A 21,884-nucleotide genomic window follows, 5' to 3' on the forward strand; every position below is an offset into this window, starting at 1 on the left:
TCCGCAATGACGAAGTGTGAAGCTACTTCACCGCGCCTCTTCGAATCCTGCCAACACAGAAGTGAGGTTGGCGCCGAGAATATCCGAGAGATAACCACCCTCCTGCACGAACACGGTCGGCAGGCCCATCTTCGCGATGGCCTGGCCGATGCGGCGGAAGCCGGGCGTGGTGACGGCGAGACCCTTGAGCGGATCGTGCTCGGAGGCATCGAGGCCGAGCGCGATCACGAGCGCACCGGGCGCAAAGGATTCGATCGCCCTGCGCGCGACGTCCATCGCCTGGATGTAGCCGTCATCGCCGGTTCCGATCGGCAGCGGAATGTTGAGATTGGCGCCGAGGCCGGGGCCCTCGCCGCGCTCATGCGCGTAGCCCCACACGTAGGGATAATAGGCCATCGGATCGGCATGGATCGAGACCGTGTAGACATCGGGCCGTGCGTAGAAGATGCCTTGCGTACCATTGCCGTGGTGAACATCGACGTCGAGGATGACGACGCGCTCGTGCCTGAGCCGCAGATGCGCCGCCGCGATCGCGCTGTTGTTGAGGAAGCAGAAGCCGCCGGCCATGTCGCGGTAGGCGTGATGGCCGGGCGGGCGGCAGAGTGCGTAGGTCGCGTCCTCGCCGTCCATCACCATCTGCGCCGCAGTGACCGCAACGTCGGTCGCGGCACATGCGGCGGCCCAGGTGCCGGGACCAATCGGCGCTGCGGTATCGGCAGTGTGCCAGCCGAGCTTGCCGACAATGTGGGTCGGATAGGTCGCGGCATGGCGCACCGGATGGATGTTGCCGATCATCTCAGGACCGGAATCGCCAAGCGCCGTCCAGGCATCCCAGGCTTCGCTCAGGAACGACAAATACTCCGGACTGTGAATGCGCGCGCGCGGGCCCTGGCCGAATGTGGCCGGCTCGACCAAATGATGCTTGCCATCCTTCAACCCCTTGAGCAGGCGATCGGCGCGCTCGGGCTGCTCGGTGGTACGCTTGACGACGCCGCGAACCAGAAAGAATTGCGGATCGTGGCTGCGGTGCAGTTCGGTATGGACGGCCTTCACTCGAAAACTCCGTGCTCTTCAACAGCGCTACAGAGTTCTTGATCCCTGCCGCGTCCGGATGCAAGCAAGAAGAATGCTGGCCTGTCTGCGCCGAGGGCAGATCGCCTTTGACCTGCTCAGCAACGCCCACGCTGAAGACAGTGCTCACGCCCTTGCTGATCGGTCCGGAAGGATTCGATGAAGCCGCCCTGGCGCTGGGTCACGAAGACGGTCTTGCCGTCGCTGCCGCCGAAGGCGAGGTTGGTCGGCTCCTTCGCCTTCAACGCGATCTCGCGCTCGACTGCGCCATTGGGCTTCATCAGCGCGATCGTGCCCTTGAGAATGCGTGCGATGTAGAGGCGGCCGGCGATGTCGGTGCGCAGGCCGTCGATGGTGTCGGGCTGGAACGCCTTGACTAGCCTTGCGTCAGCGAGATCGTTGCCGCGGATCGCGTAGGACCAGATCTGGCCGTTGCTGGATTCACCGACATAGAGCGTCTTGCCGTCGGGGCTGAGATCGATGCCGTTGGTGGTGCCCATCGCGCGCGGTGCCGGCATGATTTGTCCCTGCACCGATCCGTCCGCAGCTTTCGCTATCCGCCAGATGTGACCTTCGCGGCCCTTCCAGTTCGGATCGCTCGCATAGATCGTGCCGTCGCGGGCGATGGTGATGTCGTTGGGCTGGTTCATCTCGTCGGAGTGAAACCAGACGCTGGGCTCTGTTGCGCCTTTCGGAATCGCGAAGATGTTATGCTTCTTGTAGTCGGCGATGTACATCGTGCCGCCGCGATCGAACCGGATGGCATTTCCCACACTGCCCTCGGGAAGCGCTGTGAAGGCTTCGGACGCGTCCCCTCCCGCGGGCAGCCTGCCGATCGTGCCGGGCTTGCCGAAATTGACGACGAAGAGATTACCGTCGAGATCGGCGGCCGGCCCTTCGATGCCGTGCGTATATTCGTCGGCGGGCGTGACCTGCACGCTTTCGAACAGCTTCGTCTCGGCTGCAAGGAGCGGCGTCGCGGCGATCAGCAGAAGGCTACTGCACAGGCACCAGAAATTCCTGCCGGATGTAATAGCCATCGTCGTCGCTGCAGTCGCCATTCAAATAAGGATCGGCCGGCCGGAAGAATCGGCTGAAGCCCGGCCTGTCTACAGCGTTCCTTTGTGTCACGACAACGACCTTGGCAGCCGGTATTTCGCCGCATTCCTTGTTCGTCTTGCTGAAGAACTTGCGCTGCGGCAGACCAAGCTTGATCCGCATCGGCGTGCCCGGAACCATCTTCGCAACGAACAGATCAACCGTATTGAGCAGCGCCGCGTAGCCCGGCTCGGCCTTCGGCAGGCCCTCGCCGCCCGGCGGCATCAGCTTTTCGGCACCAATGCCGCGCAGCCGTGTGCGCAGCCTGCCGGAGGTGGGATCGCCCGGATAAATCCAGCCGTCCTGCGACAGCATGAACCTCAGCACGGTCGCGTCCTTGTCGGCGTCCGATTGTCCTGCCTTCAGGCCAAAATCGGAGTGGCAGCCGGCGCAGTGCTTTTCGACGAGATTTTTGCGCAGCGTGGTGAGCCGGATCTTGTTCAGCGCGTCCCTGGCGACGAAGGAGGCCAGTTGATCGATCAGCGCCTGACTGCGCGTATCGCAGGGCAGCGGCGGCGGTGGATCGCCGGCGGCGCGATCGATTCGGATGATCGTCTGGTTCTTGTCCTCGACCAGCCAGATCGCACCGTCCTCCGCGACCGTCATGCCGACCGGCGCGCCTTGCGGCCGCGCACCATTGACGCGATGCCAGCCCGCGATCAGCTCATCAAACGGCGCAGCAGCGACATCGCCGGCATCAGCCTGAAAATTGTGACTCGGGTCGGCCGCGCAACTGACGTGGTAACGCACGGGCGGCGGAGCCGGCTTCGGGAAGCCGTGATCGTCGACATCGTAGATCAGCACACGGCTGCCGGTCGGGCGATAGCCGTGCAAGCCGACCAGGAGCTTGCCCTCCAGCTCCGGAAACTTTGCGCCGTGATAATAGAGCATCGCGAGCGGCGCACCGTGCGGCGGCAGCAGCGAGAACGGCGGCTTGTAGAGCGCGTTGCTCGCGCAAAGCGATTTGTAGGCGCCCGATTGCAGCACGAGCCTGAACTCGGGGCTCGGCGTCGACAGATCGTAACAATAGGGCCAGCCATAGTGCCTGCCCTGCTCGATCGCGTTGATCTCCTCGTTCGGCTTGAAGATGTCGGGCAGATCGCGGCCGTTCTCGCCTTGCAGGAAGGCATAGCCGGCATCGGGAAAATTCGGATGCAGCGCCAGCGCCATCGAGTTGCGCAGGCCGCGCGCATAGACGATGTGCGGCGGGTCGGGATCCTTCGGGGTCAGCGCCGGGAAAACCCCGCCTGACGGCGGCGTGAACAGCCAGATCGCGGCCATTGCGGAGGCGCCTTCGGCCGGCGCGCAGGGTTTTGTGATCGGCGCCGGCGAGATGCAGTCGTCGCTGTGGGCGCCGATATTGACGAACAGCCGCCCGCTCTTGTCGAACACAAACTGCTTCAGCGGATGTGCGGCCTCGTCGAGCTTCGTTCCGTCCGGCAGCGTGATGCGCCGGCCCGGCATGTGACGGACGATGGTCTCGACCGTGCTGCGCGGATTGTCCGCGAGCGGATCGAAGCGGAAGATGCTCTCCGCCGTCGAGGCGTAGAGCTTCTTGTCCGGGCCGATCACGAGGCCGAACGGATATTCGACCCCGGTCAGGAGTTCTCTCAAGCGCTGGCCACTGGCGGCGTGGGGATCGAGCAGCAGCAGGCGGCCATCGGCGTGACCCCAGCCGCCCATGTCGGCCACGACGAACAGATCGCGACCGGGCACCTGGACGATCGACCGCGGGAATTTCAGATGATCTTCCTCGCTGGCGACAAGGCCGGCGCAGAAGCCCGCCTTCATGTCGATCTGGACTTTTGGAAAGGCGAGATCGCCGCTGCCGCAGCTTTCGGACCCTATCGTGTAGCCGCTTTTCTTCACCGGTTCGGACGCGGCCAGCGAGACGATACCGAGCAGAGCTGCGGCGAAGGCAGCGAAACCTGCGCACAGGCTTCGGCGTCCATCCTGCAGTGTGAGATGATTCACAGCGGCCTCCCCGGCTTTCGGGCGAGGGTTGTTCCATGCTGTGCAGGCGCCGTCCAGTTGAACATCACCCCCCTGTGATCAAACCCGCAGGGCTCTTCGTGCCGACCAATCCCCGTAGATTCCCTTACCGGGCTCGTCCCGAATATTTCGCGAATAGTTCGGGTGGTATCTATTTGCCGTCCCGACCGCCCCACAGGAGGCGCATATGGTCCAGGTCTTTTTTCACTGTTCGAACACCGACGGAACGCTGATCGATCGCAATGGGGCCGCAGTCGCCAGCCTGACCGAGGCGCGCGACCGCGCTGCCCAGATCATGAATTCCATGATTCAGACGCCCGGCGCTGAAGACTGGCGCGACTGGGTGATCCATGTCAGCGGCTCCGACGGCGAGGACCTTTTCGATCTCCCCTTCACCGCCATGCTCGGCAAGCCCCATTGAGGTGATGCCATGCTGTTCTCTTCATTGAGCCTGCTCCGCCAGCCCCTCACCTTCGTTGCCACCAAATGGCAGAAGCTGGTGCAAATCGCCGGCAACCCCTACCGCCCCGAGCTGCATTACATGCGCGGCCCCGGCCCGAAATGGCACGCCAAATATCAGGCCAGCCGGCTGAACCGCGGGCTCTGAGTCCCGCGGCTTCGCCGCTCTCCTGCTGAGCTTCGTCTCTTCGTCGTCATGGCCGGGCTCGCCCCGGCCATTCGAGTTTTGGGGCGGCAAGACGTGGATGCCCGGGTCAAGCCCGGGCATGACGAGTTCGAGGAAGCGTGCCCTACCTCACTTACCCGTAAACTTCGCCTTGCGCTTCTCGACGAAGGCATTCCGGCCCTCGACGGCGTCAACGCTCGTGCGGATGGTGGCCTGAAGCTCGATCTCGCGGCGGAACTGGGCCTCGTAGCTGGTATGCTCACTCTCCTCGACGAGTGCGCGGGTCGCGACCAAAGCGCGGGTTGGGCCATCGGCGAGGCGACGTGCCAGCACAAGGGCCTCCTCCATCAGCTTCGCATCGTCGACGACCTGCCGCACCAGGCCGATCTCCCGGGCGCGTTCGGCCGTCAGCGGCTCGTTCAACAGCATCAGTTCAAGTGCCCGCTGCCGGCCGATCAGCCTCGGCAACAGCCAGGTCGAGCCGAGATCCGGCACCAGCGCGATGCGGCTGAACACCTGGATGAAACTCGCCGACCGCGCCGCAACAATAATGTCGCCGGCCATTGCCAGGCTGAAGCCGCCACCGGCCGCGACGCCGTTGACGGCGACGACGACAGGCACGCGACATTCACGCAACGCCCTGAAGGCGGGCCAATAGAAGCGCATGACGCCGGTCGCGATGTCCTCGCCGAGCGCTCCTGCTGCCTTCAAATTCTGTCCTGAGCAAAATCCACGTCCGGCGCCGGTGAGGATGAGAGCGCGAACCTCCGCATCTCCCGTCATCTCGGCGACCGCGGTTGCGAGCGCGCCGAGCAGGTCCGGCGTCATCGCATTCAGGCTTTCCGGCTCGTCGAGCGTCAAAATGCCGACCGCGCCATCCCGCGCCTGTTTCACACCTGCCATGTCGCGCCTCCCTTTCGATGTTCTCGTTGACGGCAATGTGCCATTCTTCGCGCACTCCGCCAATTGCGGGGCGGGTCCGCGCAACGAAGCCAAAACAAGCACAAGCGACATCATGCCTCATCAGTTCAGCCTCAACCAAACTGTCCGCAAACCCGCCGTCACATCCAAGGGCGGCATCATCGCTTCGCAATCGCGGCGCGCGGCCGAGGTGGGAGCGCAGGTGCTCGCGGCCGGTGGCGACTGCGTCGACGCGATCGTCGCCACCACGTTTGCGCTGAATGTGCTCGAGCCCTGGAACAGCGGCATCGGCGGCGGCGGCGCGATGGTGCTCTACCGCGCCAAGGAAAATCGCTATGAGGTGATCGACTACGGCATGTGCGCGCCGCGGAGCCTGCGCGTATCGGACTATCCGCTCAGCGGCGAAGGGGCAGCTTCCGATTTGTTTCCCTGGTCGCGGGTGACGGACGACCGCAACATCCACGGCCCCGGCGCGATCGCCGTGCCCGGCGTCGTCGCCGGCATGGAGGAGGCGCATCGCCGCTACGCCAAAATGCCGTGGAAGGATCTGGTCGCGCCATCAGCCGGGCTCGCCGGCGAAGGCCTGCTGGTCGATTGGTGGACCGCGCTGACAATCACGGCCTCGGCGGCCGATCTCCGGCGCTACCCCGCAAGCGCAGCGGCATTCCTGAAGGACGGGCTGGCGCCGAGCCCGCCATGGGGAATCAAATCCGAAGTGCGGCTGCCACAGGACGCACTCAAGGCGACGCTGTCGCACCTCGCCGAAGCCGGCCCGCGCGATTTCTACCAGGGCGATCTCGCCAGGAGCATCGCATCCGACATCAGGACTGACGGCGGCTCGCTGGCGGTCGAGGACCTCGCCGCATTCCGCGCGCACCTGCGCGAGCCGCTGGCGACCCCCTATCGCGACGGCAAGGTGTATGCGACGCCGGAGCTCACGGCCGGACCGACCATGGCGCATGCGCTGCGCCTGTTGCAGCAGAGCCTGAAGCCTGCGAGCACGCCCGATGCGGCTGCCTATGTGGAATATGCGCTCGCCGTGCAGGCGGCCTTCCGCGAGCGGCTCAAGGACATGGGCGATGCGGACGGCAAGCGCTCGCTCGGCGCCGAATACCTCGCGCCCGCCTGCACCACGCATTTCTCCGTGGTCGACCGCCACGGCAACATCGCCGCGGTGACGCAGACGCTGCTCTCGTCGTTCGGCTCGAAATACGTGACGCCGCACACGGGCATCACCATGAACAACGGCATCATGTGGTTCGACCCGACGCCGGGCACCACCAACTCGCTCGCGCCCGGCAAGCGCTGCCTCTGCAACTACACGCCCGTCATCGCAGAGATCAACGACGGCAAGCGCCTCGCGGCCGGCGCCTCCGGGGGCCGCCGCATCCTGCCGTCGGTGATGCAGCTCATCTCTTTCGCGATGGACTATGGCATGGACCTCGACGCCGCCATTCACCAGCCCCGCATCGACGCCAGCGAGGGCGCGATTGTGATCGGCGACAGCAGACTGCCTGCGGAGATACGCAAGACGCTCGCGGCGCGCTTCGACTTTGAGGAAAGCCGGGTGCAGGCTCTGCCGCAGAAATTCGCCTGCCCGAGCGTCGTGATGCGCGACGGCGACGTCAATTCGGGCGCGGTCGATATCTTCCAGCCCTGGGCCGATGCGGTAGCGGAGGGCTGAGGCTAGATCCCCAGCCGGTCGCGAACGCGGCCGGCGATCACCGCCGTCGTCACCCCCACGGGCCAGAACGCGTGCATCGGGATCGGATTGATTCCGGTGACGGGCATGTCGATCTCCGCCTTGGCGCCGCCGATCAGCCGGCGCGCGAGCTGTGCGCCCATTGCGGTCGAGAGCGCGACGCCGCGGCCATTGCAGCCGAGCGAGATCAGGATGTTCTCCGCCGGCTCGTGCACATGCGGATAATGGTCCTTGGTGATGGCGAGCCGGCTGTTCCAGCCATGAGTCCAGGCCACGCCCTTGAGCTGCGGCCAGAGCCGCTCGGCGTAGCGGATGAGATAGGCAACGTCATCAGGCGAATTGATCCAGCGCATCGGGCCGCGCCCGCCCATCAGCAGGCGGTTCTGCTGGTCGATGCGGTAGTAGACGGTGATATGGCCGCTCTCATAGAGAACAGGGCGCGTCGGCATGATCGAGCGGGCGACGGTGTCGGACAGCGGCGCGGTGGCCGCGATCGACGAAAACACCGGCACGATGGTACGGCGGAGCGCGGGCCAGAGATCGTCGGTGAAGCCGTTGGTCGCAAGCAGCACCTTGTCGGCGTGCACGACCGCACGCGGCGTCTCGATCCGCCAGCGGCCGCCGTCGCGGCGCAGCGATAGCGCCGGCGTTTCGCCGTGCACCTTCGCGCCCGCCGAGATCGCGGCGCGTGCGAGGCCGCGGGCGTAGCTGAGCGGATGCAGATCGCCGCCGCGCGCATCCAGCATCGCGCCGATGTAGCGGTCCGTGCCAGTCATCTCGCGCAGCTGCTCGCGGTTGAGATACGTCACCGGCATGCCGCGGCGGATGCATTGCTGCGCGGTCTTCTCGATCGCGGCGGCGCTGGCTTCGTTGTAGGCCGCGCGCAGCGTGCCGTTCTGCCGCGCCTCGCACGGGATCTGGTAGCGGCGGATCAGATCGTGAGTGAAATTCGTGGTGCCGTAGGAGAACTCGATCATGCGGCGGCCTAGCTCGGCGCCGAAATCGGCCTCGATCTGATCGGGATCGTGCTTCAGGCCGGGATTGGTGTGGCCGCCATTGTTGCCTGACGCACCCCAGCCCGGCTCCTGCGCTTCCAGCACCAGCGCCTCGACACCCTGCTCCGCCAGATGCAGCGCCGTAGAAAGACCGGTATAGCCGCCGCCAACGATCGCTACGGAAGCGCTTTTGTCGGTATCGAGCGGCGGCGCGACCACTGGCGCGACGGCAGTGTCGGCATAAAGCGAAGGCGGCAGAGGCAGACGCGTCATTATTAGAATCCGGTCAGAGCGGATGCAGCACGCGGCGCAGAAAATCCTGCGTGCGCGGATGCTGGGGCTGGTTGAGCAGCGCCTTGGCCGGCCCCTGCTCGACGATAACGCCGCCGTCGATGAACAGCACGCGGTCGGCGACGTCGCGGGCAAAACCCATCTCGTGGGTGACGACGACCATGGTCATGCCCTCGTCCGCGAGCTTGCGCATCACGCCGAGGACGTCGCCGACGAGTTCAGGGTCGAGCGCCGAGGTCGGCTCGTCGAACAGGATCGCCTTGGGCTGCATGGCGAGGGCCCGCGCGATCGCGACGCGCTGCTGCTGGCCGCCCGAGAGCTGCGGCGGATGCACGTCGGCCTTCTCGGCCAGTCCGACGCGGGTCAGCAGCGCCCGGCCGCGCTCGAACGCCTGGGCGCGCGGCTCCTTCTTCACGAACAGCGGTCCCTCGATGACGTTCTCGAGCGCGGTGCGATGCGGGAACAGGTTGAAGCGCTGGAACACCATCGACACCTGGGTGCGGATGTTGACGATCGACGGCGCGTCGCGATCGACCTTCAGGCCCTCGACGCTGATCTCGCCGCGGTCGTAGCTTTCGAGCCCGTTGATACAGCGCAGGATAGTGGACTTGCCCGAGCCTGATGGCCCAATGATGCAGACCACCTCGCCCTTCTGCACCGAGGCCGTAATGCCCTTGAGCACCTCGACCTTGCCAAAGCTCTTGTGGACGTCGTTGAGCTCGATCATTTCTTGCCGGCCCGCTTCTCGAAGTGACGGACCAGCAGGATCAGCGGAATGCTCATGGTGAGATACATCAGCGCCACCAGCGTGAACACGTTGGTGTTCTTGAAGGTCGAGGACGCGATCAGCTTGCCCTGGAGGGCAAGCTCGGCAACCGTGATGGTCGAGGCTTGCGAGGAGTCCTTCAACATCATGATCATGACATTGCCGTAGGGCGGCAGCACGATGCGCACCGCCTGCGGCAATACCACGCGGCGCATGGTGAGCCACCAGCCCATGCCGATCGATTGCGCCGCCTCGATCTGGCCCTTGTCGATCGCCTCGATCCCGGCGCGAAAGTTTTCCGCCTGGTAGGCCGAATAGGCAATGCCGAGACCGAGAATCGCGGCCTGCAAAGCCGACAGCGTGACGCCGAGATCCGGCATCACGAAGTAGAGATAGAACAGCAGCACGATGATCGGGATGCCGCGGATCACGTTGATCAGGCTGGCGCTGAGCATCGACAGCGCCTTGATGCCGGAGACCCGCATCATCGCCCAGATCAGCCCGAGCACCGTCGAGAGCAGCAGCGAGCCGATCGTGACGATGATCGTCAGCGCGACGCCGTTCATCAGGATCGGGAAGAACTCGGCGGCGTCGTGCCAGAAGCCTTTCATCGGAAAGCCTTCATCAGTCAGACCCCTATCAGCCCTGAGACTTCAGGCCCCATTTTCCGAGAATCTTGTCGATGGTGCCGTTGGCCTTGAGCTTGGCGAGTGACGCGTTGATCTTGCCGAGCAGCGCGCTCTCTCCCTTGCGCACGCCGATGCCGACCGAGCCGACCGTCACGGGCTTGTAGCCGTCGACGAGACGCACCTCGGGGAAGCCGCCCTGCTTCAGATTATAGGCGAGGATCGGATAGTCGGCGTAGCCGGCCTTGAGGCGGCCGGTGTTCACGTCGCGCAGGATGTCGGGAATGGTGTCGTAGGCCTTCACCTCGGCGAACAGGCCGGTCTTCTTCAACGCGTCGACGAAGGCGGTGCCGACCTGGGCACCGACCGTCTCGCCCTTCAGATCGTCCTGCGTGGCGTAGGCCTTGGTGTCGCTCTTCGGCACGACCAGGCCTTCGCCATAGGTGTAGATCGGGTCGGAGAAGTCGACGACCTCTTTCCGCGGCGCGGTGATGAACATCGCGGCTGCGATGATGTCAATCTTGCTCGAGGTCAGCGACGGAATCAGCGTCGAGAACTGCATCGGCTCGATCTGCACGTTGAAGCCGGCATCCTTGCCCACTTCCGTGACAAGATCGACCATGATGCCCTGGATGGAGTTGGTCTTGGTGTCGAGGAAGGTGAAGGGAATGCCCGTTGGCGTCGAACCCACCTTCAACACCTGCTGCGCCGAGGCCGGCGCCATCGCTGCCAGTGCGAGTGCCGCCATTGCGGCCAGACCATAACGCTTCATCGCATCCCCCTTTTGGGCTTGGCCGATGACGGCGCTCGCGCATGTCGCGATCAGACATTGCGGACCAAGCCGTTTCGGCCTATTTTCACCAATATGAAAATTTGGTCACACTTTCGCAGGCGATGCAAGCGGTTTTCATGCACATGAAGGAAGCGGTTTGACGTGAGCGGTGGCAAAAGAATGCGCAAGCCGGCCGCCGCAAAGCCGGCCAAATTGGCCACAAGCCGCAACAAGAGCGGCGGGAAGGCCACCGCGAAGCCGCCGGAGCCGGCAATGGACGTCGCGGTCGGCCGCCGCATCCGCGATCTCAGGCGCGTCAGACAGTTCTCGCTCGAAATGGTCGCTACGCACACGGATTTGTCGATCGGCTTCCTCAGCCAGATCGAGCGCGGCCTTTCGTCGCCGTCATTGCGCGTGCTCGCCATGCTCGCCGACGTGCTGGGCGTCGGCATCGCCGCGCTGTTTGGAGCGAGCCCGAGCGCCGATGGCGCGTCCGATCAGGTTGTGACGCGCGGGCTGCAGCGGCCCGAGCTGAAGCTCTGGCGTACCGGCGTATCGAAGCAATTGCTCAGCCCGGCCAGTACCGACAACAGACTGAACCTGTTTCTGGTGCATCTCGAGCCCGGCGGCTCTACGGGCGACGAACTCTACACCCATGACGGCGAGGAAGCCGGCCTCGTGCTCGAAGGCGAGATGATGCTGACGGTCGACAGCGAGACGTGGTCGCTGAAGACCGGCGACAGCTTTCGGTTCGCGAGCCGAAGGCCGCACCGGTTTTCCAATCCGGCGCAGGACGCAAAGGCCGTGGTGCTGTGGGTGAATTGCGTGACAGGGGCGTAGTTGCTCCCTCCGTCGTCATTGCGAGCGGAAGCGAAGCAATCCAGGCTCTCACAGCGGAGGCAGTCTGGATGGCTTCGTCGCAAGAGCTCCTCGCAATGACGAGCGAGAGAGTCTACCCGAACCGGTGACTATACCGCTCCACCGTCAGCGCACTCACATCAACATCCGGCTTCTTGCCCGACAGCATGTCCGCGAGCACGCGGCCGGAGCCGCAGGACATGGTCCAGCCGAGCGTGCCGTGGCCAGTGTTGAGGTGGAGGTTGGCGTATTGCGTCGGGCCGATCACCGGCGGGCCATCCGGCGTCATCGGGCGCAGGCCGCTCCAGAACGTCGCCCTGGAGAGATCGCCGCCACGCGGGAACAGATCCGTCAGGGAGTGGTCGAGCGTGGCACGGCGCGCATTGTAGAGCTTGGTCGAGAAGCCTGAGATCTCGGCCGTGCCGCCGACGCGGATGCGATCCCCCAGGCGCGTGATCGCGACCTTGTAGCTCTCGTCCATCACGGTCGATTCCGGCGCGCCGGAGGCGTCTTTGATCGGCACCGTGATCGAGTAGCCCTTCACCGGATAGACCGGCAGCGAGATGCCGAGCGGCGCGGCCATCCGCGACGAATAGCTTCCGAGCGCGAGTACGTATGAGTCTGCCTGCAATAGGCCGGCGCTGGTCGCGACGCCGCTGACACGCGCACCATCGGTGACGATGCGGTCGATGCCGGTATTGAACATGAAGCGCACGCCGAGCGCTTCCGCATGCCTGGCCAGCGCCTGCGTAAACATGTGGCAGTCGCCGGTCTCGTCCTGCGGCAAGCGAAGCCCGCCGACGAATTTTTCCTTTACACCAGCCAGCGCCGGCTCGACCGCGATGCAGCCCTCGCGGTTCAGCGTTTCGTAAGGCACGCCGTACTGCTTGAGCACGGCGACGTCCTCGCCGGTGCCATCGAGCTGGGCCTGATAGCGGAACAGTTGCAGCGTGCCCTGCGAGCGCTCGTCATATTGAATGCCGATGTCGCGGCGCAGATCGCGCAGGCAATCGCGGCTGTATTCCGCGATCGGGATCATCCGGCTCTTGTTGACCGCGTAGCGCGCGCTGGTGCAGTTGCGCAGCATCTTGAGCAGCCAGATCCACATGACGGGGTCGAGCTTCGGCCGGACCACCAGCGGGCCATGCTTCATCAGCAGCCACTTGACCGCCTTCACCGGCACACCGGGACCAGCCCATGGCGAGGAGTAGCCGGGCGACACTTCGCCGGCATTGGCAAAAGACGTCTCCAGCGCCGGCTCGGGCTGACGGTCGACGACCGTCACCTCGTGGCCGGCACGGGCGAGGTAATAGGCAGAGGTGACACCGATGACACCGCTGCCGAAGATCAGAACTTTCACGCTTAATCAAACTCCCGCGGCATCACGCTCGCCGCTGCAAGATAAAACTCACCAGCGGCGAGAGCAATGATCAGGCCACCCGCTTGATGGCGTCGCCCAGGATCGACACGATGTCGTCAATGTGGCTCTTCTCGACGATGAGCGGGGGCGACAGCGCGAAGGAGTCGCCGCTCATGCGGAAGTAGAGCCCGCGATTGAAGCAGTCGACCATCACGTCGTAACCGCGCGCGCCGACCGCGCCGTCACGCGACGACAGCTCGACCGCGCCCATCAGGCCGCAATTGCGGATATCGACGACGTTCGGCAAACCCTTCAGCTGATGCAGCGCATCGCGCCAGTACTCGGCAATCGACGCTCCGCGGGTGAGCAGGCCTTCATCCTTGTAGATGTCGAGCGTGGCGATGCCAGCGGCGCAGGCGGTCGGATGCGCGGAATAGGTGTAGCCGTGGAACAGCTCCATCTGGTTCTCGGGGCCGACCATCATGCCGTCATGCACCTTGCGGCTCGCGAATACGGCGCCGCAGGGGATGGTGCCGTTGGTGATGCCCTTGGCCGTCGTCATCAGGTCCGGCGTGACGCCGAAGAAGTCGGCGGCGAACGGCGTGCCGAGGCGGCCGAAGCCGGTGATGACCTCGTCGAAGATCAGGAGAATGCCGTGCTTGTCGCAGATCGCGCGCAGGCGCTGCAGATAACCCTTCGGCGGCGGCAGCACGGCGGTCGAACCCGGCACGGGCTCGACGATGACGGCTGCGATCGTCTCGGCGCCATGCAAGGCCACCAGACGCTCGAGGTCGTCAGCGAGCTCTGCACCATGCTCGGGCTGATCCTTGGCGAAGGCATTGCGTGAGAGATCATGGGTGTGGCGGATGTGATCGACGCCCGGCAGCAAGGTGGCGAAGGCGCGACGGTTGGCGACCATGCCGCCGACCGAGGTGCCACCGAAGCCGACGCCGTGATAGCCGCGCTCACGGCCAATCAGGCGGGTGCGGCTCGCCTGGCCGTTGGCGCGGTGATAGGCGAGCGCGATCTTCAGTGCGGTATCGACCGACTCTGAGCCGGAATTGGTGAAGAAGACGCGGTCGAGGCCCTTCGGCGCGATCTCGGCGAGACGCTCGGCGAAGTCGAATGCCAGTGGATGGCCCATCTGGAAGGACGGCGCGAAATCCAGCGTCATCAACTGCCGCTCGACCGCAGCGGCGATCTGCTTGCGGCCGTGGCCCGCATTGACGCACCAGAGACCGGCGGAGCCGTCGATCACCTTGCGGCCGTCGACGGTGGTGTAGTGCATGCCCTCGGCCGAGGAGAACAGGCGCGGCGCCTTCTTGAACTGACGGTTGGCCGTGAACGGCATCCAGAACGAGTCGGTCTTGATAGTGTTCGGAATCTGATGAAGGGTCACGGGCCACGCTCCTTTGCTGACGTCATAGCAGAGCCACGGCTTCGATAGCGCAACAAGTCCTTTTCTGGCGATCTGCAAGCCATTGATTTAACTGAGGCTCCCAGTCCATATTTGCGCGATCCGCAACACCTGAAACAGGACCAGGGGCATGAGCGTCGACATCGGTGGACGGCTGCGATTCATCCGGGCGCGCCACAAGCTATCGCAGCGCGAGCTCGCCAAGCGTGCCGGCGTCACCAATTCGACGATCTCGCTGATCGAATCCAACCAGATGAACCCCTCGGTCGGCGCGCTCAAGCGCATCCTCGACGGCATCCCGATGGGGCTCGCCGAGTTCTTCGCGCTGGAGCCGGAGAGCCGGCGCAAGATCTTCTACCGTGCGGAGGAGCTGACCGAGGTCGGCAAGAAGCCGATCTCCTATCGGCAGGTCGGCGACAATCTGTTCGGCCGCAGCCTGCAGATCTTGAAAGAGCGTTACGAGCCCGGCAGCGACACCGGACGCGTGCATCTCGTCCATGACGGCGAGGAAGGCGGCATCGTGATCTCGGGCAAGTTAGAGGTCACCGTCGAGGACGAGCGACGCATTCTCAATCCCGGCGATGCCTATTACTTCGAGAGCCGCCGGCCGCATCGATTTCGCTGCGTCGGCGGCAAGCCGTGCGAAGTGATCTCGGCGTGCACGCCGCCGACGTTCTGAACGCATCAGGTTTATCCGGGATCCTACGGAGCCACCGGTATCTTACGGAGCTTGCGGCACCTCAATTTTCGCGCGTCGGTCTTCTATATGTTGCGAGCCGTAGCCAAGCAGCCGAGCTGCTTCGTAACAGAGCTCGCGATGAAAACCACCCTCGCCAATGCAGAAGCCGTGCTCGACGAAGTTCAGCGCGACACGCGAAAGCTCCATTCACGGGAGCTGCGCGAGACTATCGAGAAATATATCGAAGAGCAGCGAGCGCAGATCAAGGTGCTCCGCCGGATGATGAACTGATCCGGCTGCCGGCGTGAACGCGACCTAAATCCTCGGACGATATCGACAATCCGACCGGCTTGACCCCGCCAGGTGGCTCACGTTCGAACCTGACGTCGCCCGGGCGAGACCAAGGACGAGATCAACCTCGTCCCGCCTCGCGGAGTCACCATGGCGAGTCGCATCGGCATTATCGCACGCCTGATCAGCACGGTGTTGCTGGCATGCGCCGCCACCGCGGCGCAGGCCGAAAAGCGCGTCGCGCTGGTGATCGGCAACTCGGCCTATCAGACGGTGGCAAAACTGCCCAACCCGGCTGATGACGCAAGGCTCATGGCGGACACGCTGCTCTCGCTTGGCTTCTTCGTGGTCGGCGGCGGCGCGCAGATCGATCTCGACAAGGCGGGCTTCGACCGCGCGCTGCAAACCTTCGACAAGGAGCTGATCGGCGCTGATGTGGCGCTGTTCTATTTCGCCGGACACGGCGTCGAAACGCATGGCCTGAATTACATCGTGCCTGTCGACGCTCATCCGGCGGATGAAGGCGACGTGTTCGTGCAGGCGATCGGGCTTGCCGGCATACTCGATCGGATGGAGAAGTCGGGCGCCAGGATCAATCTGATGCTGCTCGATGCCTGCCGCAACAATCCGTTCGGCGGTCACGCGATGTCCGCAACGGCCGATGGGCTCGCGCAGATGCAGGCGCCGCCCGGGACGCTGATTTCGTTTGCGACCCAGCCGCACAGCGTCGCGCTGGACGGCGATGGCGGCCATAGTCCCTATACCCGCGCCCTCACCGAGACGATGCGTCATCCCGGCTACGGCCTGTTCCGGACGTTCAACGAGATGGGCCTGGCGGTCGAGAAGGCCACGCATGGTGAGCAATTGCCGTGGGTCGCCACCTCGCCGATTTCCACCAGCTTCTATTTCGCCGGCAAGACCGTGCCGCCAAGCGCGACGCAAGTCGCACTTGCGCCGCAGACCAACGCGACGCCCGCGCAGCTTTCCGAACAGGCCTTGCGCCGCGATCTCATCACCGATTGCGACCGCCTGGCAATGATGCCCTATGACACGCTCGGCGCAGTCGGCGTGGCGGCAACCCCATTCGAGAAGATGAAGCCGGCCGAGGCGACCGCCGCCTGCAACGACGCGATGCAGCGTTATCCTGACGTGGCAAGGTTCGCCTATGAGGCCGGCCGCGCCGCCACTGCGCGCAAGGACTATGCGGATGCGCTTCATCTGTTCGAGAAAGCCGCAGCCGCCGGATACCCGCCGGCGATGCATAATATCGGCGTGCTCTACGCAACCGGCGAAGGCGTCAAGACAGACAAGACCGAAGCCGCACGCTGGTACAAGAAGGCATCAGACGCAGGCGATCCGCTCGGGATGCTGGAACTCGGTTGGATCTATGCCTTCAGCGATGGAGCCGCTCGAAATTGCCCTGAAGCGATCAGGCTCAATGAAGCTGCGGTCAAGGCCGGCGTCGGGGCCGCAATGAACAATCTCGGCCTGCTCTATGTGCGGGGCCGCTGCGTCGAGCGCGACTATGCAGAGGCGCGCCGGCTGTTCGAGCAGGGCGCGGCGCTGAACGACGACGCTGCCTTGAACAGCCTGGGCTCCATGTACAACGAGGCCCAGGGCGTGCCGCGCAACACGCGGCTCGCCAGGGAATTGTTCGAGCGGTCAGCCGCGCAAGGCTATGCCCTTGCCAGGCAGAACCTGCACGACATGCGTCGCTAGCCCCTTCAGCGCGATGTCAGCAACTCCTCGATCCTGATCGGGAAGCGGCGTACGCGAACGCCGGTCGCATGCCAGACGGCATTGGCGACCGCGCCGGCGCTGCCGGTGATGCCGATCTCGCCGACGCCCTTGATGCCGAGCGCATTGACGTGCGGGTCGTGTTCCTCGACCGTGATGACGTCGAGCGGCGGCACGTCGGCATTCACGGGGATATGATACTCGCCGAGATTGGCGTTCATGATCCTCCCGCTGCGGCGATCGGTGATGGCCTCCTCGTGCAGCGCAAAGGACATGCCCCAGATCATGCCGCCGAACAGCTGGCTCTTCACCAAATGCGGGTTGACGATGCGTCCCGCGGCGAAGGCGCCGACCATGCGGGTGACACGGACTTGACCAAGCTCGGGATCGACCTTCACCTCGGCGAACACCGCGCCATGGGCATGCATGGCATATTCTTCCATCGCTGCCGGATTCGGTGCACCCGTGCCGCGTGCCTCGATTTCGGCGACGCCGGCGCGCGCCAGGATCTCGGCGTAGCTCTCGCTGCGGCTCTCGTCATCGCGACGGATCAACCGGCCATCGCGCGCGATCACGCCGGCATTGCCGGCACCGAACAGCGGCGAGCGCTCGTCGCTGGTGGCGAGATCGGCAAGCTTTGCGATCACGGCCGCGCCGGCGCTGTGGATCGCGGCTCCTGCGGTCGCCGTATGCGCCGAGCCGCCGGCAATGCCCGCATCAGGCAGATCGGAGGTGCCCGCCTTGAACGTGACGCGGTCGATATCGAGGCCGACGGCATCGGCCGCGATCTGGGCCAGCGCCGTCCAGGCACCCTGCCCCATGTCGTGCGCGCCGATCTCCATCGCGCCACTGCCATCACGGCGGATCGCAGCGCGTGCTTCAGCCTGGAACATGAGCGCGGGGAACGTCGCGGTGCCCATTCCCCAGCCGACCAGCAGTCCGGCATCGTCGCGCATCTGTCGCGGCTGGAGCGTGCGCTTCGCCCAGCCGAAACGCGCCGCGCCCTGATCGTAACAGGCACGCAGCGCTTTCGAGGAAAACGGTTTTCCCGTGATCGGCTCGACCTCGGCGTAATTCTTCAGGCGGAAGGCGAGCGGATCCATACCGCAGGCCCAGGCCATCTCGTCGATCGCGCTTTCCAGCGCAATCGATCCGGTCGCCTCACCGGGCGCGCGCATGAACAATGGCGTGCCGGTGTTGACGCGCACTGCGTCATGCGAGGTGCGGATCGCGGGCGCCGCGTAAAGCGTGTGCGAGGCATCGGCGGCCGGCTCGTAGAAATCGTCGAACGTACTCGACACGGTCCGCGCATGGTGATCGAGCGCGGTCAGGCGCCCCTCGGCATCGGCACCGATGCGCAAGCGCTGACGCGTCGGCGCACGATGGCCGACCGGGCCATACATCTGCTCACGGCGCAGCACGAGCTTGACCGGCTTGCCGACCAGCTTTGCCGCCATGATGCCGAGGACCGGCGGACCGGCCATCAGTCCCTTCGAGCCAAATCCTCCGCCGAGGAATGGGCTGCGGATATGAATCTTCTCGGGCGCAATGCCGAACAGCTCGGCGACGCGCCCGAGCGACAGCATGAGGCCCTGGGTCGGCATGTCGATCTGCAGATTATCGCCGTCCCAATGAGCCACGATCGCGTGCGGCTCCATCGCGTTGTGATATTGCGGCGGCGTCTCGTAGATCGCATCGATCTGCTTGTCAGCCGAGGCAAGGCCCGACTCGACGTCGCCGCGATGGCTTTCAGACGGATTGCCGACACCGACGACGGGCGGTACGTAGCTTTTACCGGCATCGAGCCCAACGAGCGCTGGCAGCGTCTCATAGCGGGGCGACAACAGGACCGCACCCTCCGTCGCTGCTTCGAGCGTCTCGGCGATCACGACAGCGATCGGCTGGTTGGCGTAGCGGACCTCGTTGCTCTGCAGCACCTCCATCCGGAACACGAACGGATTGGTCTTGATTTCAGGATCAATCGCAAGCTGCGGCTTGTGGTCGGACGTCATGACATCGACGACGCCGGGATGATTTTTGGCAGCGGCGATATCGAGTGAAGTAACCCGGCCATGCGCGATGCTGGACACAGCCATCACCGCGAACAACATGCCGGGCGGATGATTGTCGGCGGCATAGGTCGCCTGTCCCTTGACCTTGAGCACGCCGTCGCGGCGGGTCAGCGGCTGGCCGATGCTCGAGCCGTGGCGAAGATGGGCAGGAGCGCTGGTGAGATTGAGCTCAGGCATGGATGGCTCCAGACGTCGAGGCAAAGGGGGAAGCCGGTAGTGCGGGGATACGCGCGGGCGTACCGGCAGCGGCAAGGGTCAGCGCGCGCACGACGATGCGGCGTGCGAGCTCGATCTTGTAGGCGTTGTCGCCGGACGGCTTTGCGTCGGTAAGCGCGCGCCAGGCGGCTTCCTGGAAGGCATCTGCCGTCGGTGCGACGTCCTTCAGCACGTCTTCCGCTGCACGGGCACGCCACGGCTTTGCGGCGACACCGCCAAGCGCAAGCCGCGCTTCCGCGATCTTGCCGTTCTCGATCCGCAGCGCCGCCGCAGCCGAGACGATGGCGAATGCGTAGGACGTGCGTTCGCGGACCTTGAGATAGCGCGCATGCGCGGCAAAGCCGCGCGCTGCAGGCGGGAGGCGAACCGCGACGATGAGATCGCCGGGTTCGAGCGCGGATTCGCGCTCGGGCGTATTGCCGGGCAGGCGATGCAACTCGTCGAGCGCGATCTCGCGACGACCATTTTTGCCTTCGATCTCGACGATGGCGTCGAGCGCGACCAACGGCACACAGAAGTCTGAGGGGTGCGTCGCGATACAGCTCTCGCTCCAGCCGAGCACCGCATGCGACCGGTTCTCGCCGTCGCGGGCGTCGCAGCCGCTACCGGGCTCGCGCTTGTTGCAGCGGCTGGCGGTGTCGTAAAAATACGCGCAACGGGTCCGCTGCAACAGGTTGCCGCCGACCGTCGCGGCATTGCGCAACTGTGCCGATGCGCCGGAAAGCAGCGCCTCGGCAATTGCCGGATAAGACTTCGCGAACTCTGCATCATGCGCCAGGTCGGCGTTGCTCACGAGCGCACCGATACGCAACGACCCATCGGCAAGACGCTCAACCTGATCGAGCCCAGCGAGATGCGTGACATCGACCAGGCGATCCGGACGGCTGACGTTGCCCTTCATCAGATCGAGCAGATTGGTGCCGGCGGCAAGATAAGTCGCGCCCGGCTGTGCGGCGGCGGCAACGGCTTCAGCGACCGTGGCGGCCTTGACATAGTCAAACTGTTTCATGCGGAGCGCCTCTCGTTGGCTTCGTCGGCACCGGCCTGCGCCTCGAGCACGGCATCGACGATGCCGGCATAGGCGCCGCAACGGCAGAGATTGCCACTCATGCATTCGCGAATGCGTTCGGGATCGTTCCCGGCCTGGGCTTCCTGCATCATGCCGATGGCGCTCATGATCTGGCCGGGCGTGCAGAAGCCGCACTGGAATCCGTCATGGGCGATGAAGGCGGCCTGGACAGGATGAAGCTGGTCGCCACGGGCAACTCCCTCGATAGTGAGGATGTCGGCGCCGTCATGGCTGACGGCGAGCGCGAGGCAGGAATTGATGCGCTTGCCGTCGACGAGAATGGTGCAGGCACCGCATTGGCCGCGGTCGCATCCCTTCTTGGTTCCGGTGAGATGGAGGCGCTCACGCAGGAGATCGAGCAGCGTGACGCGGGGATCGTCGAGGACGAAGTCGCGCCGTGCACCGTTCACGGTGAGGCTGATGGAGTGGTTCATACAGGGCTCCGATCAGATTTGGACATGGCTCATCGCGCAGCGCACCACCGCCGTGGCCGCCGTCGATATCGCGCCGCCCGGAAGCTGAGTCCGGACAAGCACAACGAAGATACGGAGGCAGCCTCCGTTTAACAAGGGCCGCCCGAAAATATTTGGAATTCGTCAAAAGCCCGTGCACCGACAACGCGATGCAGCCCTGCAAGGGTTCAGCAAGGGTTCAATCTAACCAATTCGTGATCTACATTGCCTGATATGGACGACCAAACCGACCAGACCCGTAAGCCCCGCGCCGACGCCGTGCGCAATCGCGAGCGCGTGCTCGAGGCGGCCAAGCTTGTGTTCAACGCGGGCGGCCCGGAGGCCAGCCTGGAAGCCGTGGCCAAACGCGCGGGCGTCGGCATCGGCACACTCTATCGGCATTTCCCGACCCGCGAAGATCTGTTCGAGGCGGTTTACCGGCGCGAGGTCGAGCAGCTCAGCGAGCTCGCCGAGCAGTTGAAGAATGCCAAGGATCCCGTCGATGCGCTCAGGCGCTGGCTTCGTTCCAACGTCGAATTCGTCGCCACCAAAAAGGGCATGTCGGCCGCATTGGCGCTGACGTTCCAGAGCACGTCGGACCTGGCTGCGTTCTCGATGGATCGCCTGACCAAGGCGATTGGCTCGCTGCTCGACCGCGCCGTCGCGGCCGGCGAGATGCGCGGCGATGTCAGCCCGGAGGATCTGCTCAGGACCCTCGTCGGCATGTGCTACATCAACGACCAGCCCGGCTGGCAATCCTCGGTGCTGCGGATGCTCGACGTGTTTGTCGACGGTCTGCGCGTGCAGCCCGCCGCAAAAGCCAAGGCGCGCGCGGCCAAATCGACGAAGGCGGCGGTGAAACGGAAGCGGTAGC

General features: G+C 64.7%; 21 protein-coding genes. 8 read left to right on the top strand and 13 right to left on the bottom strand.

Annotation, left to right across the window (positions count from 1 at the left end):
- Nucleotides 1-27: 27 nt before the first annotated feature.
- From JQ631_RS28975 to JQ631_RS28985, 3 genes are all read right to left on the bottom strand, one after another.
- Nucleotides 28-1,053, bottom strand: a complete 1,026-nt coding sequence (locus JQ631_RS28975) for a histone deacetylase family protein (RefSeq protein WP_212332745.1) — start codon at nt 1,051-1,053, stop codon at nt 28-30.
- Between the two features lie 116 nt (nt 1,054-1,169).
- Complete coding sequence (locus JQ631_RS28980; RefSeq protein WP_212332746.1) at nt 1,170-2,111, bottom strand: SMP-30/gluconolactonase/LRE family protein; 942 nt, start codon at nt 2,109-2,111, stop codon at nt 1,170-1,172.
- Nucleotides 2,068-4,143: a PQQ-dependent sugar dehydrogenase gene (locus tag JQ631_RS28985; RefSeq protein WP_433995532.1), complete on the bottom strand. Its 2,076-nt coding sequence runs from the start codon at nt 4,141-4,143 to the stop codon at nt 2,068-2,070. Before JQ631_RS28985 ends, JQ631_RS28980 begins: the two co-directional genes overlap by 44 nt.
- A gap of 205 nt (nt 4,144-4,348) precedes the next feature.
- Between JQ631_RS28985 and JQ631_RS28990 the strand changes: the two genes are divergently transcribed.
- Together JQ631_RS28990 and JQ631_RS28995 are read left to right on the top strand one after the other, a co-directional pair.
- On the top strand, nt 4,349-4,582 hold the full coding sequence (locus JQ631_RS28990) for a DUF6894 family protein (RefSeq protein ID WP_212332747.1): 234 nt from the start codon (nt 4,349-4,351) through the stop codon (nt 4,580-4,582).
- A gap of 9 nt (nt 4,583-4,591) precedes the next feature.
- Nucleotides 4,592-4,768 (top strand): hypothetical protein, encoded by a 177-nt coding sequence (locus tag JQ631_RS28995; protein ID WP_212332748.1) that lies wholly within the window; start codon nt 4,592-4,594, stop codon nt 4,766-4,768.
- Between the two features lie 147 nt (nt 4,769-4,915).
- Here the strand turns inward: JQ631_RS28995 and JQ631_RS29000 are convergent, their stop codons facing one another.
- The gene (locus JQ631_RS29000) at nt 4,916-5,689 is read right to left on the bottom strand and encodes an enoyl-CoA hydratase-related protein (protein WP_212332749.1); all 774 of its coding nucleotides are present in this window, start codon (nt 5,687-5,689) and stop codon (nt 4,916-4,918) included.
- A 112-nt stretch (nt 5,690-5,801) separates the two neighbouring features.
- On the opposite strand from JQ631_RS29000, the gene JQ631_RS29005 reads away from it, so the two are divergent.
- Nucleotides 5,802-7,391, top strand: coding sequence for a gamma-glutamyltransferase family protein (locus JQ631_RS29005; protein ID WP_212332750.1), 1,590 nt, complete (start codon nt 5,802-5,804; stop codon nt 7,389-7,391).
- 2 nt (nt 7,392-7,393) lie between these two features.
- Here JQ631_RS29005 and JQ631_RS29010 read toward each other — a convergent pair whose 3' ends face one another.
- From JQ631_RS29010 to JQ631_RS29025, 4 genes are read right to left on the bottom strand one after another with little or no spacing between them, the layout of a single operon-like run.
- Nucleotides 7,394-8,677, bottom strand: a complete 1,284-nt coding sequence (locus JQ631_RS29010) for an NAD(P)/FAD-dependent oxidoreductase (protein WP_249161197.1) — start codon at nt 8,675-8,677, stop codon at nt 7,394-7,396.
- A 13-nt stretch (nt 8,678-8,690) separates the two neighbouring features.
- Complete coding sequence (locus JQ631_RS29015) at nt 8,691-9,422, bottom strand: amino acid ABC transporter ATP-binding protein (RefSeq protein ID WP_212332752.1); 732 nt, start codon at nt 9,420-9,422, stop codon at nt 8,691-8,693.
- The gene (locus tag JQ631_RS29020; protein ID WP_212332754.1) at nt 9,419-10,072 is read right to left on the bottom strand and encodes an amino acid ABC transporter permease; all 654 of its coding nucleotides are present in this window, start codon (nt 10,070-10,072) and stop codon (nt 9,419-9,421) included. Before JQ631_RS29020 ends, JQ631_RS29015 begins: the two co-directional genes overlap by 4 nt.
- Before the next feature lie 28 nt (nt 10,073-10,100).
- Complete coding sequence (locus JQ631_RS29025) at nt 10,101-10,859, bottom strand: ABC transporter substrate-binding protein (RefSeq protein ID WP_212332756.1); 759 nt, start codon at nt 10,857-10,859, stop codon at nt 10,101-10,103.
- Nucleotides 10,860-11,039: 180 nt separating this feature from the next.
- Here JQ631_RS29025 and JQ631_RS29030 point away from each other — a divergent pair, with 180 nt between their 5' ends.
- On the top strand, nt 11,040-11,699 hold the full coding sequence (locus tag JQ631_RS29030; RefSeq protein ID WP_212332758.1) for a helix-turn-helix domain-containing protein: 660 nt from the start codon (nt 11,040-11,042) through the stop codon (nt 11,697-11,699).
- Nucleotides 11,700-11,811: 112 nt separating this feature from the next.
- On the opposite strand, the gene JQ631_RS29035 is transcribed toward JQ631_RS29030, so the two are convergent.
- On the bottom strand, nt 11,812-13,077 hold the full coding sequence (locus JQ631_RS29035; RefSeq protein ID WP_212332760.1) for a D-amino acid dehydrogenase: 1,266 nt from the start codon (nt 13,075-13,077) through the stop codon (nt 11,812-11,814).
- Between the two features lie 70 nt (nt 13,078-13,147).
- The gene (gene aptA / locus JQ631_RS29040) at nt 13,148-14,476 is read right to left on the bottom strand and encodes an omega-aminotransferase AptA (RefSeq protein WP_212332761.1); all 1,329 of its coding nucleotides are present in this window, start codon (nt 14,474-14,476) and stop codon (nt 13,148-13,150) included.
- 148 nt (nt 14,477-14,624) lie between these two features.
- On the opposite strand from aptA, the gene JQ631_RS29045 reads away from it, so the two are divergent.
- The 3 genes from JQ631_RS29045 (at nt 14,625) to JQ631_RS29055 (ending at nt 17,183) form a co-directional block, all read left to right on the top strand.
- A complete protein-coding gene (locus JQ631_RS29045) occupies nt 14,625-15,173 on the top strand; it encodes a cupin domain-containing protein (RefSeq protein ID WP_018646206.1) in 549 nt (182 codons plus the stop codon).
- A gap of 138 nt (nt 15,174-15,311) precedes the next feature.
- Nucleotides 15,312-15,464, top strand: a complete 153-nt coding sequence (locus JQ631_RS29050; protein ID WP_212332762.1) for a hypothetical protein — start codon at nt 15,312-15,314, stop codon at nt 15,462-15,464.
- Between the two features lie 150 nt (nt 15,465-15,614).
- Complete coding sequence (locus tag JQ631_RS29055; RefSeq protein WP_212332763.1) at nt 15,615-17,183, top strand: caspase family protein; 1,569 nt, start codon at nt 15,615-15,617, stop codon at nt 17,181-17,183.
- Between the two features lie 5 nt (nt 17,184-17,188).
- On the opposite strand, the gene JQ631_RS29060 is transcribed toward JQ631_RS29055, so the two are convergent.
- Genes JQ631_RS29060 through JQ631_RS29070 form a run of 3 tightly spaced genes read right to left on the bottom strand, consistent with a single transcriptional unit; the run spans nt 17,189 to nt 20,992 of the window.
- Complete coding sequence (locus JQ631_RS29060) at nt 17,189-19,450, bottom strand: xanthine dehydrogenase family protein molybdopterin-binding subunit (protein WP_212332764.1); 2,262 nt, start codon at nt 19,448-19,450, stop codon at nt 17,189-17,191.
- Nucleotides 19,443-20,498 carry an FAD binding domain-containing protein gene (locus JQ631_RS29065; RefSeq protein WP_212332765.1) on the bottom strand — a complete coding sequence of 352 codons (1,056 nt, stop codon included), beginning with the start codon at nt 20,496-20,498 and terminating at the stop codon, nt 19,443-19,445. The genes JQ631_RS29060 and JQ631_RS29065 overlap by 8 nt, the downstream gene beginning before the upstream one ends.
- Nucleotides 20,495-20,992, bottom strand: coding sequence for a (2Fe-2S)-binding protein (locus JQ631_RS29070; RefSeq protein WP_212332766.1), 498 nt, complete (start codon nt 20,990-20,992; stop codon nt 20,495-20,497). Before JQ631_RS29070 ends, JQ631_RS29065 begins: the two co-directional genes overlap by 4 nt.
- A 252-nt stretch (nt 20,993-21,244) precedes the next feature.
- Between JQ631_RS29070 and JQ631_RS29075 the strand changes: the two genes are divergently transcribed.
- Nucleotides 21,245-21,883, top strand: a complete 639-nt coding sequence (locus JQ631_RS29075) for a TetR/AcrR family transcriptional regulator (protein ID WP_212332767.1) — start codon at nt 21,245-21,247, stop codon at nt 21,881-21,883.
- Nucleotide 21,884 lies beyond the last annotated feature (1 nt).

It is taken from the genome of Bradyrhizobium manausense (assembly GCF_018131105.1).
Taxonomy (GTDB): domain Bacteria; phylum Pseudomonadota; class Alphaproteobacteria; order Rhizobiales; family Xanthobacteraceae; genus Bradyrhizobium; species Bradyrhizobium manausense_B.

Excerpts from the sequence above, each read along its gene's own strand:
- JQ631_RS28980 (WP_212332746.1), bottom strand. The coding sequence starts at position 2,111 with ATGGCTATTACATCCGGCAGGAATTTCTGGTGCCTGTGCAGTAGCCTT.
- JQ631_RS28990 (WP_212332747.1), top strand. The coding sequence starts at position 4,349 with ATGGTCCAGGTCTTTTTTCACTGTTCGAACACCGACGGAACGCTGATC.
- JQ631_RS28995 (WP_212332748.1), top strand. The coding sequence starts at position 4,592 with ATGCTGTTCTCTTCATTGAGCCTGCTCCGCCAGCCCCTCACCTTCGTT.
- JQ631_RS29000 (WP_212332749.1), bottom strand. The coding sequence starts at position 5,689 with ATGGCAGGTGTGAAACAGGCGCGGGATGGCGCGGTCGGCATTTTGACG.
- JQ631_RS29005 (WP_212332750.1), top strand. The coding sequence starts at position 5,802 with ATGCCTCATCAGTTCAGCCTCAACCAAACTGTCCGCAAACCCGCCGTC.
- JQ631_RS29010 (WP_249161197.1), bottom strand. The coding sequence starts at position 8,677 with ATGACGCGTCTGCCTCTGCCGCCTTCGCTTTATGCCGACACTGCCGTC.
- JQ631_RS29015 (WP_212332752.1), bottom strand. The coding sequence starts at position 9,422 with ATGATCGAGCTCAACGACGTCCACAAGAGCTTTGGCAAGGTCGAGGTG.
- JQ631_RS29020 (WP_212332754.1), bottom strand. The coding sequence starts at position 10,072 with ATGAAAGGCTTCTGGCACGACGCCGCCGAGTTCTTCCCGATCCTGATG.
- JQ631_RS29025 (WP_212332756.1), bottom strand. The coding sequence starts at position 10,859 with ATGAAGCGTTATGGTCTGGCCGCAATGGCGGCACTCGCACTGGCAGCG.
- JQ631_RS29030 (WP_212332758.1), top strand. The coding sequence starts at position 11,040 with ATGCGCAAGCCGGCCGCCGCAAAGCCGGCCAAATTGGCCACAAGCCGC.
- JQ631_RS29045 (WP_018646206.1), top strand. The coding sequence starts at position 14,625 with ATGAGCGTCGACATCGGTGGACGGCTGCGATTCATCCGGGCGCGCCAC.
- JQ631_RS29050 (WP_212332762.1), top strand. The coding sequence starts at position 15,312 with ATGAAAACCACCCTCGCCAATGCAGAAGCCGTGCTCGACGAAGTTCAG.
- JQ631_RS29055 (WP_212332763.1), top strand. The coding sequence starts at position 15,615 with ATGGCGAGTCGCATCGGCATTATCGCACGCCTGATCAGCACGGTGTTG.
- JQ631_RS29060 (WP_212332764.1), bottom strand. The coding sequence starts at position 19,450 with ATGCCTGAGCTCAATCTCACCAGCGCTCCTGCCCATCTTCGCCACGGC.
- JQ631_RS29065 (WP_212332765.1), bottom strand. The coding sequence starts at position 20,498 with ATGAAACAGTTTGACTATGTCAAGGCCGCCACGGTCGCTGAAGCCGTT.
- JQ631_RS29070 (WP_212332766.1), bottom strand. The coding sequence starts at position 20,992 with ATGAACCACTCCATCAGCCTCACCGTGAACGGTGCACGGCGCGACTTC.
- JQ631_RS29075 (WP_212332767.1), top strand. The coding sequence starts at position 21,245 with ATGGACGACCAAACCGACCAGACCCGTAAGCCCCGCGCCGACGCCGTG.